Genomic DNA, 16,232 nt, shown 5'->3' with positions numbered 1-16,232 from the left:
GAGCTGGTCACCGCCGCCGAGCGACCGTGCCCGGCGTGGTGTCGGTGCTCGCCGGCGGCGGGAACGGCGCCTCCGCGACGGGCTCCGGGTTCGCCGTGGACGACCAGCAGCACCTGATCACCAACGACCACATCCTGGCCAAGGGCGGTGGTGGGCCGGTGACTGTGGAGTTGCCCGACGGCCGCCGGTTCGCCGCCGAGGTGGTCGGCCGGGAGCCGCGCAGCGACCTGGCGGTGCTGAAGGTGCCGCCGTCGGCCGGGCTCGCCCCGTTGCCGCTGGCCAAGCCGGGCGCCACCCGCGTCGGTGAGCCGGTGCTGGCGGTGGGTTCGCCGCTCGGCCTGTCCGGGACGGTCACCGCCGGCATCGTCAGCGCGTTGGACCGCGAGGTGCGGCTGGGCAGCAACCGGCACAGCGCCGTGCAGACCGACGCGTCCATCAACCCCGGCAACTCGGGTGGGCCGTTGGTGAACGCCCGCGGGGAGGTGGTCGGGGTGAACACCGCGATCGCCACCATCGACGGCAACGGCTCGATCGGCATCGGTTTCGCCATTCCGATCGAGCAGGTGCAGCAGACCGCCGACACGATCATCGGTAAGGGCGGCTGAGCTGCGCGGACGCTCCCGGAGTGGCCGCTGGGATCGGCACGACTGTCGGATATCCGGCCCGACAGGATTGGACCATGGAAATATTACGGTCGGTATGAATACTGGCGGAGGTGGAGAGTCCTCTTCTGGTGGTCCTCCTGCTGGTGGGCCTGGTCATCGGATGTGCAGTGGGGTCGGCGTACGCCCGCGCGCGACGTGGGTGGAACGACTACCAGACCGTCAAGAGATCGGTACCGGGTGCCCGTCGCGGCGCGTGGCTGCTGATCCGCGGCGTCGCCGTGAAGGCCGGGGTGATCGCGCTGCTGCTCTTCGGCGCCGTGGCGTACGCCGCGGTCGGCTCCGACGACGAGACCGCCGGCCCGGCGCCCAGCCCGTCAGCGACCCAGACTGAGCCTGCGCACCGGTGACCTCCGGGGGCCCGTCGGGGGTTAGCCTCGAGGCGTGGACGACGGACTGCGGGTGACCGACCGGTGGGTCGTCCCCGCCGGGGAGCTGCGGGAGCGTTTCTCCCGCTCGTCCGGGCCGGGTGGGCAGGGTGTGAACACCGCCGACTCCCGGGTCGAGCTGAGCTACGACCTGGCCAACTCTCCGGCCGTGCCGGAGTCGATCCGGGCGCGGGCGCTGGCCCGGTTGGCGAACCGGCTGGTGGACGGTGTGTTGACGATCGCCGCCAGTGAGCATCGGGCGCAACTGGCCAACCGGGAGGCGGCCCGCGAGCGGATGGCCGCGTTGCTGCGTGAGGCCGCCGCGCCCCCGCCGCCGCCGCGCCGCGCGACCCGACCGTCGCGGGGTGCGAAGGAGCGCCGGCTGGCCGAGAAGAAGCGCCAGTCCCAGCGCAAGCGCGATCGCCGCGTCGACGGCGAGTAGCCGCGCCGATTCGCCGATCCGGGTGACCGCCGTCACCTGGATGACAGAATCTGGAATCTGTCATCCGAAGGATGTACGCTGGACCGGTAACCCAGGTGAGAGGAAGATTCATGGACACCCGCACCCTCGGCACGACCGGTCCCACCGTCTCCGCCCTCGGGCTCGGCCTGATGGGCATGTCCGACCTCTACGGCGCCGCCGACGAGGCGGAGAGCATCGCCACCATCCACGCCGCACTCGACGCCGGCATCACCCTGCTGGACACCGGCGACTTCTACGGGATGGGCCACAACGAGATGCTGCTGCGCGACGCGCTGCGCGGCCGCAACCGGGACAACGCCCTGATCAGCGTCAAATTCGGCTCGCTGCGCGATGTCGAGGGCGGCTGGAACGGCAGCGACCTCCGACCCGTCGCGATCAAGAATTTCCTGGCGTACACCCTGCGCCGGCTCGGCACCGACCACGTCGACATCTACCGCCCCTCCCGGCTCTCGCCGGACGTGCCGGTGGAGGACGTCGTGGGCACCCTCGCCGAGCTGGTCAAGGCCGGCCACGTCCGGCACATCGGCCTGTCCGAGGTGAGCGCGGAGACGCTGCGCCGGGCGCACGCGGTGCACCCGATCAGCGACCTCCAGATCGAGTACTCGCTGATCTCCCGCGACCCGGAGGCCGCGATCCTGCCGACGGCCCGCGAGCTGGGCGTCGGGATCACCGCCTACGGGGTGCTCTCCCGTGGCCTGATCAGCGGCCACTGGACGGCCAGGCGGGAGACCTCCGGCACCGACTTCCGGAGCCACCTGCCCCGGTTCGCCGGCGCGAACCTGGACCGTAACCTCGCCCTGGTGGACGCGCTGCGCGTCATCGCCGAGGCTCGCGGCGTCACCGTGGCGCAGATCGCCATCGCCTGGGTGCTCGCCCGGGGCGAGAACATCGTGCCGCTGATCGGCGCCCGCCGTCGGGACCGGCTGACCGAGGCGCTGGGTGCCGCGGCGATCACCCTGACCGAGGCGGACCTGGCCGCGATCGAGGCCGCCGTTCCGGCCGGCGCGGCCGCCGGCGCCCGCTACGGCGAAGCGCAGATGGCGCACCTGGACAGCGAGCGGGCATGACCGTCCGGCCGTGGCGCGACCGCCGGCCAGGGGCCGCGCCACGGCCGTCCGTGCCGTCAGGGAGGCTGGGGTGATGAGCGACGCCACCGCCCTGACCGCCGACCGCATCCTCGACACCGCCGAGGAGGTGCTGCGCCGGTACGGGCCGGCCAAGGCCACCGTCCTGGACGTCGCCCGGGCGCTGGGCGTCAGCCACGGCAGCGTCTACCGGCACTTCTCCAGCAAGGCCGCGCTACGCGAGGCGGTCGCCGAACGCTGGCTGGCCCGGGTCTCCACTCCGCTGATCGAGGTGGCCACCAACCCCGAGCCCGCCCCGCAGCGGCTGCGTCGGTGGCTGGCCGAGCTGAGCGGCACCAAACGCCGGATGGCCCGGGAGGACCCGGAACTGTTCGACAACTTCCACCAGCTCGCCACCCTCTCCGAGGGCGCGGTCGCGAACCACCTGGAGGTGCTCGCCGGTCAGCTCAGCATGATCGTCGCGGACGGGGTGGCGGCCGGTGATTTCAGCGTGCCCGACGCGGCGGTGGCCGGGCGGGCGCTGCTCCAGGCCACCGCCCGGTTCCACCACCCGTCGCACCGCACCGAGTGGAACGAACCCGGCCTCGACGATGACCTGGAGGCCGTGGTCGCGCTGCTCCTCGACGGGTTGCGTGCCCGTCCGGCCGGCTGACCGGCGCACGTCCGGTCAGCCCGGGACGGCGGCGAGCAGCCGGTCGCGCAGCACGCCGGCCCGTTCGGCGAACCCGCGCTGCGCGACGGCGTACTCCGCCCGGCCCTCCGGTGTCTCCACCCGCACCGGCGGACAACCGAGCGCCGCCAGGTCGTACGGGCTGGCCCGCATGTCCAGGGTGCGGATGTCCCGGGCCAGCTCGAAGCAGTCCGCGACAAGCTCGGACGGCACCAGCGGCGACATCTTGTACGCCCACTTGTAGAGATCCATGTTGGCGTGCAGGCAGCCCGGCTGCTCGTGCGCGTGCTGCGTCTCCCTGGTCGGGGTGAGCAGGTTCAACGGCCGGGCCGGTGGGGTGAAGAAGCGGTACGCGTCGAAGTGGCTGCACCGGACGCCCCGCTCCTCGACGACCGCGGCGGTCCGCTCCGGAGACAGCCGCAACGGCCACGCGTTGTGCCGCAGCTCCTCGCGGGTCTGCCGGTAGACCATCGCCCACTCGTGCATCCCGAAGCAGCCGAAGTGCGGCGCCCGCCCTGCGGTGGCCGTCAACAGCGAGCGGATCCAGGCGATCGACTCGCCCCGTCGCGCGCGTACCGCATCGGTGTCGAGGGTGACCCCGGCGGCGGTGGCGCGGTAGTGCCGCCCGAACCCGGTTGGGTCGGCGCCGCACAGCTCGACCCCCGCTCCCGGGTGCCAGCGACGCAGCTGGGCCGGGCGGTGCGAGTAGTAGGTGAACAGGAAGTCGGCCACCGGATGGCGCTCACCCCGCCTGCGGCGGGCCAGGTGCGGGGTCAGCCAGACGTCGACCCGCTGCTCGTGGGCCCGGCGGCGGGCCTGCCAGGCCGCCACGTCGAGCACGGCGGGGGCGAGGGCGACGGTCACGGACCCCAGGGTACGACCGCCACCCGGCCGCCGGTCAGGGCATGTCCACCCGCACGCCGGCGGAGAACACCCCGCTGCGCAGCTCCAGCTGCCGGGGCGGGTCCCGCCCGTCGACGGTGAAGACCAGCGGCAGCACCGCCCTGCTGCCGGCGGCCATCGGATCGGCGAAGACGTCCCGACCCAGGTTGGCCGACCGGGTGGCCGACTCGTCGGTGCTCACCCAGCGTCCACCGGGCAGGTAGGCGCGTTGCAGCTGGCCGTGCCAGGGCTGATTCTCGCCGGTGATGTTGCGCACCCCCACGGTGGCCTGGCAACGCTGACCACCGGCCGGAGCCGCACCGCCGCCGGCCGACCGGGCGGAGCCGGGCGCCCCGCAGGACATCCGGTACACGGTGAACTCGAACGCCGACTCCCGCAGCGGCACACCCATCGGCCCGGAGACACCCGTGCCCCTCCACGCGCCGCTGGTCGGCTGCTTCTGGGTGTCGATCGCCGCCACCCGGCGGGTCGCCGTCCAGCCCGCCGTACCGATCACACCGGCCAGCACCGCCACGGCCGTACCGACCAGCAACCAGACCGGCGGGGTTCGCCGGCGCCTCGTCGCGCTCGGGGTGGCCGGGCGCGGGTAGACCGTGCCGCGTCCACCGTCGGGTCCCGCGCCGCCGGCGAGGGCGGCGGCCGTCACCCTCCGACGTCCGCGCCGGCGTCGCCACAGCCAGACCGCGCCGGCGGCGAGCAGCAGCAGGACGGCCAGCCCGGCGAGCAGCACCGGGTACCGCCGCCAGACCGGCGCCTCGCTGACCTTGGTCGGCGCCGCTGCTCCCTGCCAGGTGGCGGTCGCGCAGTCGTACGGTCGGCTGCCGTCGCTGGTGAACGCGCAGGCTGGCGCGGTGAGCGCCGAGCCGGGCGCGGTGGCGGTGAGCGCGGTGCCCAACGTCGTGGTGCTGTGCGCGGGCAGCCGCAACCGCCAGGTCACCTCCCTGGTGGAGCCGCCGGCGCCGGTGGACCGGCCGCCGGCGGTGATCGCGGTGGCCGAGGCGCCGGGCGGCAGTTCCTGGCGGACGGTGGTGTCGATGGGCGAGCTGCCCACGTTGCGGACGTGGATCCGGTATCGGGGCGCCGGACTGCTCTCCGGGGCCACCGCCACCGTGACCGGTTGCGGGGGTCTCGCCGCCGGTGTCGGCGAGGGCGGTGCCACCGCCGGCGGCGCCGAGGGTGGCGTGGGCTCCGCGCTCGCCCGTGCGGCCACCGCCACCGGTGACGGGGCACCGGGGAGCGGCGCCGTCGCCGTCGGCCGGTCGTCGACGTCGCGCGGGGTGTGACCCCCGCGGGCGGTGGCGTACCGGCCGGTGGCCGTGGCGTGGCCGCCGGTGGCCGTGGCGCGGCCGCGGCCTCGTCCGGTGCCGCCGACGGCAGCGCCGGCACGGCGGCGAGGATGCCGAGGCAGTGCACGAACACTGCGAGGGCTCTGTGGTGTCGTGTCGATGCAGGCATACGAACGAACCTCCGGAGCCGACGCTAGGTGCCGGCCGCCTCCGTGCGGGTACGAAGTGCGGAAGTCGGCCCGGGCCGCCGTCGCCTCGGGTAGGGTGCCGCGCGCTGACGGGTTGCGCACACCCGCCGGCCGGTCCTGGCCGGTGGGCGGGTCGGCGGCGCTAGATTGGCCGGGTGCGTATCGCTCGTTTCGCTCATGCCAAGGGAATGTCGTTCGGGGCCGTCGAAGGCGAGCCGGAGGCCGGGCCGCAGGGTCTGACCATCGCCGAGATCGAGGGCCACCCGTTCGGCAAGCTCTCCTTCAGCGGGGCCCGCTGGGCCCTCTCCGATGTCCGACTGCTCTCGCCGATCCTGCCCAGCAAGGTGGTCTGCGTGGGTCGCAACTATGCCGACCACGCCGCCGAACTCGGCAACGACGTACCCAAGGAGCCGTTGCTCTTCCTCAAGCCGTCGACCTCGGTGATCGGCCCCCGGGACGCCATCCGGCTGCCGATCTTCTCCAAGCAGGTCGAGCACGAGGCGGAGCTGGCGGTGGTGATCGGCGCACCCGGGGCGCGCCGGGCCGATCGGGCCGCCGCCGAACGCGCCATCTTCGGCTACACCTGCGCCAACGACGTGACCGCCCGGGACCTCCAGCGTTCGGACGGGCAGTGGACCCGGGCCAAGGGCTTCGACTCGTTCTGCCCGATCGGTCCGTGGATCACCACCGGGCTGGACGTCTCCGACCTGGAGATCCGGTGTGAGGTGGGCCGTAACCCCGACGAGATGGAGGTACGCCAGCTCGGCCGGACGAAGGACATGGTCTTCGACGTGCCGGGCCTGGTGTCGTACATCTCGCACGTGATGACGCTGCTGCCCGGCGACGTGGTGCTCACCGGCACGCCGGCGGGGGTTAGCCCACTCGTTGAGGGGGATACCGTCGCCGTGCGGATCGAGGGCATCGGCGAGCTCAGCAACCCGGTGGTCCCCGTCGCCTGATCCGTCGGATGCCCCTGTTTCCGCAGCTCGCAGGCGGTTCGGGGGGATCGGATTTGGCCTGCCGGCACCGGGAGGGTAAAGTTCACTCCCGGCGCCGCAAGGGGCCAATGGGGTATGGGGTAATTGGCAGCCCGACTGATTCTGGTTCAGTTAGTCTAGGTTCGAGTCCTGGTACCCCAGCGCAGCTGGAATTCGCGAGAATTCCAGACGCTGGATTCTGACGGAGTTCGACTCCGCCCCTTCGGGGGCGGAGAGTGGTCTCTGGTAGAGTGCAGCTCCTCCGCCCGCGAGGGTGGGGGAGCGCAAGTGGTTCTGGCCCCGTCGTCTAGCGGCCCAGGACGCCGCCCTCTCAAGGCGGTAGCGCCGGTTCGAATCCGGTCGGGGCTACGTTTTGTACAGCCCGTCTCACCTGGTGAGGCGGGCTGTTTCGTGTCCGCCGTCGGCCCTGCGCGCGACTCCGCACCCCGTTCTCGTACCCGGAGATGGTGCCGCTAGACTACAGCCGCACCGCTCGCGAGGGCGGTGAACAGGAAGTTCTGGCCCCGTCGTCTAGCGGCCCAGGACGCCGCCCTCTCAAGGCGGTAGCGCCGGTTCGAATCCGGTCGGGGCTACAACCCGAAAGGCTCATCTCGCTCCGCGAGGTGAGCCTTTCTCTGTCTACCACCCCCGGGTCGAGCGTTGATCATGAAGTTATTGCCATGACACGCCGAGTCGGATGGCAATACTTATGATCAACCCCGAGGGGTGGGCGTTAGAGGCCGGAGAGGCGTTGGCCGGCTCTCACCACTGCCATGGCGTGGCGTTCGCCGGGGCGGCGGCCCAGGCGTTCGATCGGACCGGAGATGCTGACGGCGGCGATGACGCGGCCGGTGCGGTCGCGGATCGGGGCGGAGACGCTCGCCACACCGGCCTCCCGTTCGGCGACGCTCTGAGCCCAGCCCCGGCGGCGTACCTCGGCCAGTGTGCGGCCGGTGAACTTGCTGCGCGGCAGCAGTGGCATGACCGCCTCCGGTGGCTCCCAGGCCAGCAGGATCTGGGCCGCGGAACCGGCGGTCATCGGCAGCACCGAGCCGACCGGGACGGTGTCCCGCAGGCCGCTGGCGCGTTCCGCCGCCGCCACGCAGATCCGCTCGTCGGCGCGGCGCAGGTAGAGCTGGGCGCTCTCCCCGGTGGCGTCGCGCAGGGCGGCGAGCAGCGGCTCGGCGGCGGTCAGCAGGACGTCCGGAGCGGCGTTGGCCAGCTCGCCGAGCCGGGGGCCGGGGCGCCAGCGGCCCTGGGTGTCCCGGACCAGCATCCGGTGGATCTCCAGTGCCTGTGCCAGCCGGTGTGCGGTGGCCCGGGGCAGCTTCGTGCGTTCAACGAGTTCGGCCAGGCTGGCGCCGTCAACACAGGCGGCCAGGATGACCACCGCCTTGTCGAGAACGCCGACACCGCTCATACTGTGTCCCACAAGCCGAAACTTACCTCCCAGAATTTAGGATGTCCAGATGGTGGGAGTCACTCCTGAGCCGAGGACCCTGGCCGAGAAGGTCTGGGACGCGCACGTCGTACGGTCCGCCGCTGGTGAGCCGGACCTGCTCTTCATCGACCTGCACCTGCTGCACGAGGTGACCAGCCCGCAGGCGTTCGACGGGCTCCGGCTCGCCGGACGCCGGGTGCGCCGTACCGACCTGACGCTCGCGACCGAGGACCACAACACCCCGACCGGGTACGCCGATCCGGCGTTCCGGTCCCGCCGTGGTGACCTGCTCACCATCGCGGACCCGACGTCGCGCACGCAGATCGAGACGCTGCGCCGCAACTGCGCCGAGTTCGGCGTGCGACTGCACCCGCTCGGCGACGACAACCAGGGCATCGTGCACGTCATCGGCCCGCAGCTCGGGCTCACCCAGCCGGGCATGACGATCGTCTGCGGCGACTCGCACACGGCCACCCACGGCGCGTTCGGCGCGCTCGCCTTCGGCATCGGCACCAGCGAGGTGGAGCACGTGCTCGCCACCCAGACGCTGCCGCAGAGCCGGCCGAAGACGATGGCCGTGACCGTCACCGGCCAGCTCGCCCCCGGCGTCACCGCCAAGGACCTGGTGCTCGCGCTGATCGCCCAGGTCGGCACCGGCGGGGGTCGCGGGCACATCGTCGAGTACCGCGGCGAGGCGATCCGCTCCCTCTCCATGGAGGGGCGGATGACGATCGCCAACATGTCCATCGAGTGGGGCGCCAAGGCCGGCATGATCGCGCCGGACGAGACCACCTTCGCGTACCTCAAGGGTCGGCCGAACGCGCCCCAGGGCGCGGACTGGGACGCGGCGGTGGAGTGGTGGCGGACGCTGCCCACCGACGAGGGCGCGCGCTTCGACGCCGAGGTGACCCTCGACGCCAGCCGGATCACGCCGTTCGTCACCTGGGGCACCAACCCGGGGCAGGGCGCGCCGCTGAGTGCGCCGGTGCCCGACCCGGAGGACTTCGTCACCGACTCGGAGCGCACCGCGGCCCGCAGGGCGTTGGAGTACATGGACCTGCGCCCCGGCACCCCGCTGCGGGAGCTGCCCATCGACGTGGTCTTCGTGGGTTCCTGCACCAACGGCCGACTGGAGGACCTGCGGGCCGCCGCCGACGTGCTGCGGGGCCACCAGGTCGCCGACGGGGTCCGGATGCTCGTGGTGCCCGGCTCCGCCGCCGTACGCGAGGCCGCCGAGGCCGAGGGGTTGGACAAGGTCTTCGTCGACGCGGGCGCCGAGTGGCGGTTCGCCGGCTGCTCGATGTGCCTGGGCATGAACCCCGACACGCTCAGGCCGGGCGAGCGTTCCGCCTCCACCTCCAACCGCAACTTCGAGGGCCGGCAGGGCCGGGGCGGGCGTACCCACCTGGTCTCCCCGCCGGTCGCCGCCGCCACCGCCGTGGTCGGTCGGCTGGCCGCCCCCGCCGACCTGTAGAAGGGACCGAGGAGATGGACAAGTTCACCACCCACACCGGTACGGCAGTGCCGCTGCGGCGATCCAACGTGGACACCGATCAGATCATCCCGGCCGTGTACCTCAAGAGGGTGACCCGGACCGGTTTCGCTGACGGGCTCTTCAGCGCGTGGCGGGAAGATCCAGCATTCGTGCTCAACGATGAATCCTATTCCGAGGCGTCGATCCTCATCGCCGGCCCGGAGTTCGGTACCGGCTCATCTCGGGAGCACGCCGTCTGGGCGCTGCGGGACTGGGGCTTCCGCGCGGTCGTGGCCCCCCGCTTCGGCGACATCTTCCGCGGCAACGCCCTCAAGGAGGGGCTGTTGCCGGTCGAGTTGGAATTGAAAGCCGTCGAAGAATTGTGGGACCTCGTCGAGGCGGACCCGACCACCCCGGTGACCGTCGACCTGACCGCCCGCCAGCTCCGGGCGGGGGACGCGACCTGGTCGTTCCCGCTGGACGACTTCAGCCGCTGGCGCCTGCTGGAGGGCCTGGACGACATTGGACTCACCCTCCGGAACGCCGCCGACATCGACTCGTACGAGGCGCGTCGACTGCCGTTCCTGCCCTCGGTGGCATAGCCGTACGCCCGACCGCACAGCCGATTCCGCCCCCACCGGTCCAACCGGTGGGGGCGAATCCGTTACGACACAAGGGCTTTTTTCCACCGAATGTTTGTGTCCCGGCAGCACAGGGCATACCGTGCGCGCAGAATGGCTCGCGTCGAGTCAGTTGCACAATCGGGAGGAAGTCGTGAACAAGGCCGAGCTCATCGAGGCGCTCGCCGTTCGCCTGGGGGACCGGAAGATGGCGACGGCCGCGCTCGACGCGGTCCTCACCGAGGTCCAGGCGGCGGTCACCAAGGGCGAGAAGGTGGCGATCACCGGATTCGGAGCATTCGAAAAGCGTGTGCGTGGCGCGCGAACAGCGCGCAACCCGCGTACCGGCGAGGCGGTGAAGGTCAAGAAGACATCCGTGCCGACCTTCCGCCCCGGCGCCGGGTTCAAGGAGATGGTGGCCAGCGGCAAGGTGCCGAAGGCCACGGCGGCGGCGAAGAAGACCGCCACCGCGACGACGGCGAAGACCGCCGGCACGAAGGCGGCGGGCACCAAGGCCACCGCCGCCAAGGCGGCCAGCAAGAAGACCGCCCCGGCCAAGGCGAGCAAGACCGCCACGGCGACCAAGACGGCCGCCAGCAAGAAGACCGCCCCGGCCAAGGCGAGCAAGAGCACCACGGCGACCAAGACGGCCGCCAGCAAGAAGACCACGGCGGCGAAGAAGACCACCGCGGCGAGCAAGTCCACCGCGGCGAAGAAGACCACCGTGGCGGCCAGCAAGAGCGCGGCGGCGAAGAAGGCGCCCGCGAAGAAGGCTCCGGCCAAGAAGGCGGCCAGCAAGCGCTGACCGACCCTGCCGGAAGGGCGTCCACCCGTGCGGTGGGCGCCCTTTCGGCGTACGGGAGCCGCTGACCGGCCTTTACAGGCGGTCGGTGGCGAGCAGCCCGTCGGCGGTGAAGGCGAGCAGCCACCCGCCGCCCTTGGGCGTGGTGAAATCCTCGTCGGCGCGTCCGGACAACCGCTCCAACGCGCCCGGCAACACCTTGCCCTGGCTGCACACCGCCACCTGCCCGCCGGCGCGGGCCAGCTCCAGCACCCGGGCGGCGGTGGCGAGCACCTGCTCGTCGCCCTGCTGGCCCGGTTGGGGCTCGTCCAGGTCGCCGCAGATCTCGATGGGCAGGTCGAGCAGCGCCGCGGCCGGGTCGAGGGTCTGCACGCAGCGCCGCGGCGACGCGGACACCAGCCGGTCCGGCCGGACCAGGGCGATCAGATCGGCCAGGGCGGACGCCTGGGCCCAGCCCTCGGCGTCCAGGGGCCGCGCGGTGTCCGGGCCGGTCCAGGTGGCGCGCTTGCCGGCGTGGGCGTGCCGGACCAGCGCGACCGTCGCGCTCACCGGTGGCAGCGCCGCGAACGCGGCCAGCACCTCGGCGTCGTGCGGGTAGCTGACCAGCCGGATCGCGTCGTCCACGGCGAGCCACCGGATGTCGTCCACCTCGGTGCCCGGCTGGAAGCCACCGTTGGCGACCGCGAGCATGGACCAGTAGTCGACCCGCTTGTCCCGGCCCTCGCTGCGGTAGCGCACCGACGGCAGCCGCACCTGCGGTACGCCCCGCACGTCGGATTCCTCGGCCACCTCGCGGACCGCCGCCACCAGGGGATGCTCGCCCGGCTCCAGCTTGCCCTTCGGCAGCGTCCAGTCGCCGTAACGCGGACGGTGCACCACGCAGACCCGTACGCCCTCGTCGGACGGGCGCCAGGCCACCCCACCGGCCGCCCGGATGCCCGTCACGGCAGCCAACGGGTCCGTCGCCGCCGGGTCGCCCGGTGCCACGCGGCCGGGAACCGGGCCCGCATCCTGCGGACCGACTCCCGTTCCCGTTCCGCCAGCCGGCCGGCGGTGACCGCCAGCTCGTGGTCGGCCGGCCGCTCGGCGGCGAGTTCCAGCCAGGTGTCCGCCGCCACGGCCGCGTCCTGATGCTCGCCGAGCACGTCCTGCACACCGGCCAGCGCGCGGGACAGATGTCGGGCGGCCTTGTCGACCGCCGGGGACACCGCGTTGACCGCGTACCGGGCCTGCTTGCCCTGCTTGCGCACGGCGTGCCAACGCTCGTCGGGCGACGACGGGTCGAGCCCGTCGACGCCGTCCGGCCCGGTCAACCGCCGCCACGGACGGGCCACCAGCCGGGGCAGCGCCCGCGCCGCCGGAGTGGCCGCCCGGCGGGTGAGCCGGGGCGCGCGTGCGGCCAGCACCAGCGCGTCGACCAGGGCCAGGTAACGCGGGGAGCGCAACGCCTCGTCGATCGCGGCGTGCGCCACCCGCTGCCGCGCGGTGAGCGCCTCGTCCAGCCGGTCCACCGCACCCGCGTCGAGAGGGCTGAGCGGGTCGGCGGCCGCGGTGCGCCGTAACCGTTCGCGGAGCACCTCGGCGTCCCGGGCCGCGCCGAGCACGCCGGCGAGCCAGCGCAGTTCGTCGCGGAGTGGACGGGCCCAGCTCCTGCGCACCAGCGGCTGGAAGGTGCGCAGGTCGCTGCGCAGCCGCCGACAGGCCACCCGCATCTGGTGCACGGCGGTGTCGCCCTCGGCGGCGGGGGCGCGCAGCCGCACCAGCGGATCGTGCGCCAGCAGGCGGCGTACCTCCTTGCGGACCGCCTCGGTCACCACGTCGCCGGCGCTCGGGTCGGCCGGCAGCCCGGCCGGCGCGACCAGGTCCGGATCGGCCTGCGCCGCCGCGCCCAGCGCGCGTACGTGCTTCGGGGTGAACGAACCACCCCGGGCGCCGGCCTCGCGCAGCACCGAACCGGCGCGGTCCAGCAACTTCCGGTCGCCGGCCTTGAGTTCCACCTCCAGCTCACGGAACGCGCCGGTGGTGGCGCCGGAGTCGTCGAGCACGGTCACCCGGTCGTCCACCACCTCGGCGAGCACCGCGCCGGCCTCGTCGCACACCTCGTGGGCGTGCCGGACGGTCCGTACCACCGTCACCGGGGCCAGCGGCGCGCCCCGGTGCAGGGCGGTGACCAGCTCCACCAGTTCCGGCGGTGGTTTCCCGGCCGGCCCGGGGCGGGAGATCTCGTGCCGGACGCCGGGGGTGCCGGTGGGCAGCTTCACCGTCCAGGGCAGCTCGTCGCCCTTACGGTGCCGCAACGACGCGCCGGCCCGGGCCAGCCGCAGGTCGACCGTGTCGAGGTAGCGGGCGACCAGCGTCACCGGCGGCAGCGCCCGGACCCGGCCGCCGGCCGGGGCCACGGCGGACAGGTCCGGCAGTACGTAGGTGTCGTCCACCTCGTACTTCTGCTCCTCCTCCACCATCAGCTCAGCCTATGCCGCGATCGGTCAGCCGGCCGTGCCACCGACGCGTCGCAGCAACAGTTCCTGCAGATGCGCCCCGGCCGCCTCGTCGCCGCCCGCGCGGCGGGTCCAGGTGCCGTCACCGGCCAGCTCGAACGCGTCCACGTCCGGGCTCATCGCGGCGGTCAGCACGTGGTCCAACTCGGCCCGGGCGACCGGGTCGCTCACCTGCACCAGCGCCTCCACCCGACGGTCCAGGTTGCGGTGCATCAGGTCCGCCGAGCCCATCCAGAACTCGGCCTCGCCGTTGTTGCCGAATCGGAAGACCCGGGAGTGCTCCAGGAACCGGCCCAGGATCGAGCGGACCCGGATGTTCTCCGACAACCCTGGCACCCCCGGGCGCAACGTGCACATGCCCCGGATGAGCAGGTCGACGTGCACACCGGCCTGGGAGGCCCGGTACAGCGCGTCGGTCACGCCCTCGTCGACCAGTGAATTGACCTTGAACTGGACCAGGCCGGGCATACCGAGCCGGACGTGCGAGATCTCCCGCTCGATGCGCTCGATCAGGCCGCTGCGGATGCCCTGCGGCGCGACCAGCAACCGCCGGTACGCGGTCTGCCGGCTGTAGCCGGTGAGCACGTTGAACAGGTCGGTGAGGTCGGCGCCGATCTCCGGGTCGGCGGTGAGCATGCCGAAGTCCTCGTACAGGCGGGCGGTCTTCGGATGGTAGTTGCCGGTGCCGATGTGGCAGTACCGGCGGATCTGGTTGCCCTCCTGCCGGACCACCAGTGCGGTCTTGCAGTGCGTCTTGAGCCCCACCAGGCCGTACACCACGTGGCAGCCGGCGCGTTCCAACGTACGGGCCCAGCCGATGTTGGCCACCTCGTCGAAGCGGGCCTTCACCTCCACCAGCACCACCACCTGCTTGCCGGCGGCGGCCGCGTCGACCAGCGCGTCGACGATGGGCGAGTCACCGCTGGTCCGGTAGAGCGTCTGCTTGATGGCCAGCACGTTCTCGTCGGCGGCGGCCTGCTCGATGAAGCGCTGCACGCTCGTGGCGAACGAGTGGTACGGGTGGTGCACCAGGACGTCCCCGTCGCGCAGGGTGGCGAAGACGCTGCGCGGCACCTCACCCTCGGCGAGCCGGGGATGGGTGGCCGGCACGAACGGCGGGTCCTTGAGGTCCGGCCGGTCGGCCTCCCCGTAGACCTGCCACAGCGCGGAGAGATCCAGCAGCCCGGGCACCCGCAGCACGTCCTGGTCGTCCATGTCCAACTCGCGGACGAGCAGCTCCAGCACGTGGTCGGAGATCGACGCGGCGACCTCCAGCCGGACCGGCGGGCCGAACCGCCGCCGGGCCAGCTCCCGCTCCAGGGCCTGGAGCAGGTCCTCGTCGCGGTCCTCGTCGACCTCCACCTCGGCGTTGCGGGTGACCCGGAACAGGTGGCACTCGACGACCTGCATGCCGCTGAACAGCTGCCCCAGGTGCACCGAGATCAGGTCCTCCACCGGCAACATCCGTACGCCCGGCTGGTCCCGGTCCACCCGGACGAAGCGGGGAACGTTGTTGGGCACCTTCACCCGGGCGAACAGCTCCGAGCCGCCGTCCGGGTCACGGACCGCCACCGCCAGGTTCAGCGACCGCCCGGAGATGTACGGGAACGGGTGCGCCGGGTCGACCGCGAGCGGGGTCAGCACCGGAAAGATGTGCTCGCGGAAGTAGGTGCGCAGCCGCTCCCGCTCGGGATCGCCCAGCTCGGCCCAGCGCAGGATGCGGATGCCCTCGTCGGCCAGCTTGGGCAGCACGTCGTCGACGAAGCAGGCGGCGTGCCGTGCGACCAGCTCGGCGGTCCGCTCGGCGATCAGCTCCAGCTGGGTGCGCAGGGGCAGCCGGTCCCCACCGCGTACCGGCAGGCCGGCGGAGAGTCGCCGCTTCAACCCGGCGATCCGCACCATGTAGAACTCGTCGAGGTTGCTGGCGAAGATGGCCAGGAACTTGGCCCGTTCCAGCAGCGGCGTGCGCTGGTCCTCGGCGAGCGTGAGCACCCGCGCGTTGAAGTCCAGCCAGGAGAGCTCCCGGTTGAGGAACCGGTCCTCCGGCAGCGGCGGGGCCGCTTGTGCCTCGTCGTCCTCCTCGGCGGCAGCGGTCGGCGGGGCCGGCCGGACTCCACCGGCCGACGGACCGTCCGTCTCGGCGGGTCCGACGGCGGGGTCGAGGACCTCGTCCAGCCCGGAGGAGGCGGCTCCCGGGTCGTCGCCGGGCGTGTCGGCGCGGGCGGCGCCGGCCCGCTCAGCTCGGGACGGGCGGAAGCGGCCGTCGGCGCCGCGAACGCGGGCGCCGTTGAGGGGATCGGTGGCGGGAGGGGTGGCCGGGTGCTCGCGAGGGGTGCTCACCCGCTCATAATCACCCGATTCGGGTTAACGCAAAATGAACTTGGGCTCGCCGGCTCAGATCATCGTCGGCAATGTCACCCGGACGACCTCGCCGTCGGGATCGGTGTCGATGCGCACCCGCTGGCCGAGCCGCAGCAGCCGCAGCCCGGACGCGTCGAACGCCCGCGCGGGGAAGCGCAGCTCGGTCCCGTCGTCGAGCAGCAGGACGCCACTGCGTGTCGCCGCGTCGTAGCTGGCCACCGTGCCCTGCATGCTGGCACCGTACACCGGTGGGTCAGTTCGCGGAGGCGGCCGGCAGCCGGAGTCGAGCAGCGCGGCCGTGCGCGGCCCGAGCCCGAGCCGCGCGGCGGCCGCTCAGGTCCGCGCGGTGTCCACGTCGGCGGCGCAGGGTGGGCCAGTCGCCGGTCAGCGGTAGCGCCCCGCTCGCCTCGTGT

At 72.8% G+C, this 16,232-nt stretch carries 13 protein-coding genes, 3 tRNA genes and 3 pseudogenes; 12 read left to right on the top strand and 7 right to left on the bottom strand.

Features of this window, described 5'->3' with window-relative positions:
* From JNW91_RS22130 to JNW91_RS22110, 5 genes and pseudogenes are all read left to right on the top strand, one after another.
* A pseudogene (locus JNW91_RS22130) lies at nucleotides 1–605 on the top strand (S1C family serine protease); the annotation flags it as partial.
* Nucleotides 606–715: 110 nt separating this feature from the next.
* Nucleotides 716–1,012 carry a hypothetical protein gene (locus JNW91_RS22125; protein WP_203177401.1) on the top strand — a complete coding sequence of 99 codons (297 nt, stop codon included), beginning with the start codon at nucleotides 716–718 and terminating at the stop codon, nucleotides 1,010–1,012.
* 34 nt (nucleotides 1,013–1,046) lie between these two features.
* On the top strand, nucleotides 1,047–1,472 hold the full coding sequence (arfB, locus tag JNW91_RS22120; RefSeq protein ID WP_203177400.1) for an alternative ribosome rescue aminoacyl-tRNA hydrolase ArfB: 426 nt from the start codon (nucleotides 1,047–1,049) through the stop codon (nucleotides 1,470–1,472).
* A gap of 110 nt (nucleotides 1,473–1,582) precedes the next feature.
* Nucleotides 1,583–2,581 carry an aldo/keto reductase gene (locus JNW91_RS22115; protein ID WP_203177399.1) on the top strand — a complete coding sequence of 333 codons (999 nt, stop codon included), beginning with the start codon at nucleotides 1,583–1,585 and terminating at the stop codon, nucleotides 2,579–2,581.
* Nucleotides 2,582–2,654: 73 nt separating this feature from the next.
* A complete protein-coding gene (locus JNW91_RS22110) occupies nucleotides 2,655–3,251 on the top strand; it encodes a TetR family transcriptional regulator (RefSeq protein ID WP_203177398.1) in 597 nt (198 codons plus the stop codon).
* 15 nt (nucleotides 3,252–3,266) lie between these two features.
* Here JNW91_RS22110 and JNW91_RS22105 read toward each other — a convergent pair whose 3' ends face one another.
* Together JNW91_RS22105 and JNW91_RS22100 are read right to left on the bottom strand one after the other, a co-directional pair.
* Nucleotides 3,267–4,133: a 3-methyladenine DNA glycosylase gene (locus JNW91_RS22105; RefSeq protein WP_203177397.1), complete on the bottom strand. Its 867-nt coding sequence runs from the start codon at nucleotides 4,131–4,133 to the stop codon at nucleotides 3,267–3,269.
* 34 nt (nucleotides 4,134–4,167) lie between these two features.
* Nucleotides 4,168–5,627 (bottom strand): annotated as a pseudogene (locus JNW91_RS22100) (hypothetical protein).
* A gap of 174 nt (nucleotides 5,628–5,801) precedes the next feature.
* On the opposite strand from JNW91_RS22100, the gene JNW91_RS22095 reads away from it, so the two are divergent.
* The 4 genes from JNW91_RS22095 to JNW91_RS22080 all read left to right on the top strand — a co-directional run bounded on the left by JNW91_RS22095 (nucleotide 5,802) and on the right by JNW91_RS22080 (nucleotide 7,216).
* Entirely contained in the window at nucleotides 5,802–6,605 is an 804-nt protein-coding gene (locus JNW91_RS22095) for a fumarylacetoacetate hydrolase family protein (RefSeq protein WP_203177396.1), read from the top strand.
* A 108-nt stretch (nucleotides 6,606–6,713) separates the two neighbouring features.
* A tRNA-Gln gene (locus JNW91_RS22090) sits at nucleotides 6,714–6,785 on the top strand.
* A 134-nt stretch (nucleotides 6,786–6,919) separates the two neighbouring features.
* Nucleotides 6,920–6,992 (top strand) — tRNA-Glu (locus JNW91_RS22085).
* Nucleotides 6,993–7,143: 151 nt separating this feature from the next.
* A tRNA-Glu gene (locus tag JNW91_RS22080) sits at nucleotides 7,144–7,216 on the top strand.
* A 140-nt stretch (nucleotides 7,217–7,356) separates the two neighbouring features.
* Here the strand turns inward: JNW91_RS22080 and JNW91_RS22075 are convergent.
* On the bottom strand, nucleotides 7,357–8,043 hold the full coding sequence (locus JNW91_RS22075) for an IclR family transcriptional regulator (protein ID WP_036374687.1): 687 nt from the start codon (nucleotides 8,041–8,043) through the stop codon (nucleotides 7,357–7,359).
* A 49-nt stretch (nucleotides 8,044–8,092) separates the two neighbouring features.
* On the opposite strand from JNW91_RS22075, the gene leuC reads away from it, so the two are divergent.
* The 3 genes from leuC (at nucleotide 8,093) to JNW91_RS22060 (ending at nucleotide 10,963) form a co-directional block, all read left to right on the top strand.
* A complete protein-coding gene (gene leuC / locus JNW91_RS22070; RefSeq protein WP_203177395.1) occupies nucleotides 8,093–9,538 on the top strand; it encodes a 3-isopropylmalate dehydratase large subunit in 1,446 nt (481 codons plus the stop codon).
* A 14-nt stretch (nucleotides 9,539–9,552) separates the two neighbouring features.
* Entirely contained in the window at nucleotides 9,553–10,140 is a 588-nt protein-coding gene (leuD, locus tag JNW91_RS22065) for a 3-isopropylmalate dehydratase small subunit (RefSeq protein WP_203177394.1), read from the top strand.
* A 172-nt stretch (nucleotides 10,141–10,312) separates the two neighbouring features.
* Complete coding sequence (locus tag JNW91_RS22060) at nucleotides 10,313–10,963, top strand: HU family DNA-binding protein (RefSeq protein WP_203177393.1); 651 nt, start codon at nucleotides 10,313–10,315, stop codon at nucleotides 10,961–10,963.
* Between the two features lie 72 nt (nucleotides 10,964–11,035).
* Here the strand turns inward: JNW91_RS22060 and JNW91_RS22055 are convergent, their stop codons facing one another.
* The 4 genes and pseudogenes from JNW91_RS22055 to JNW91_RS34190 form a co-directional block, all read right to left on the bottom strand.
* Nucleotides 11,036–11,914: an NUDIX hydrolase gene (locus JNW91_RS22055; RefSeq protein WP_203177392.1), complete on the bottom strand. Its 879-nt coding sequence runs from the start codon at nucleotides 11,912–11,914 to the stop codon at nucleotides 11,036–11,038.
* Entirely contained in the window at nucleotides 11,902–13,422 is a 1,521-nt protein-coding gene (locus JNW91_RS22050; RefSeq protein WP_203177391.1) for a CYTH and CHAD domain-containing protein, read from the bottom strand. Before JNW91_RS22050 ends, JNW91_RS22055 begins: the two co-directional genes overlap by 13 nt.
* Before the next feature lie 24 nt (nucleotides 13,423–13,446).
* Nucleotides 13,447–15,798, bottom strand: coding sequence for an RNA degradosome polyphosphate kinase (locus JNW91_RS22045; RefSeq protein ID WP_203177390.1), 2,352 nt, complete (start codon nucleotides 15,796–15,798; stop codon nucleotides 13,447–13,449).
* A 54-nt stretch (nucleotides 15,799–15,852) separates the two neighbouring features.
* Nucleotides 15,853–16,232, bottom strand: a pseudogene (locus JNW91_RS34190) (cold-shock protein); the annotation flags it as partial.

The sequence above is a fragment of the Micromonospora parastrephiae genome, assembly GCF_016802865.1.
Lineage (GTDB): Bacteria > Actinomycetota > Actinomycetes > Mycobacteriales > Micromonosporaceae > Micromonospora > Micromonospora parastrephiae.
This window is presented reverse-complemented; position numbering and strand designations above follow the sequence as displayed.

What these genes read in the sequence shown, in the direction of transcription:
- JNW91_RS22115 (WP_203177399.1), top strand. Translation starts at nt 1,583, where the DNA reads ATGGACACCCGCACCCTCGGCACGACCGGTCCCACCGTCTCCGCCCTC.
- JNW91_RS22110 (WP_203177398.1), top strand. Translation starts at nt 2,655, where the DNA reads ATGAGCGACGCCACCGCCCTGACCGCCGACCGCATCCTCGACACCGCC.
- JNW91_RS22075 (WP_036374687.1), bottom strand. Translation starts at nt 8,043, where the DNA reads ATGAGCGGTGTCGGCGTTCTCGACAAGGCGGTGGTCATCCTGGCCGCC.
- leuC (WP_203177395.1), top strand. Translation starts at nt 8,093, where the DNA reads ATGGTGGGAGTCACTCCTGAGCCGAGGACCCTGGCCGAGAAGGTCTGG.
- leuD (WP_203177394.1), top strand. Translation starts at nt 9,553, where the DNA reads ATGGACAAGTTCACCACCCACACCGGTACGGCAGTGCCGCTGCGGCGA.
- JNW91_RS22050 (WP_203177391.1), bottom strand. Translation starts at nt 13,422, where the DNA reads ATGGTGGAGGAGGAGCAGAAGTACGAGGTGGACGACACCTACGTACTG.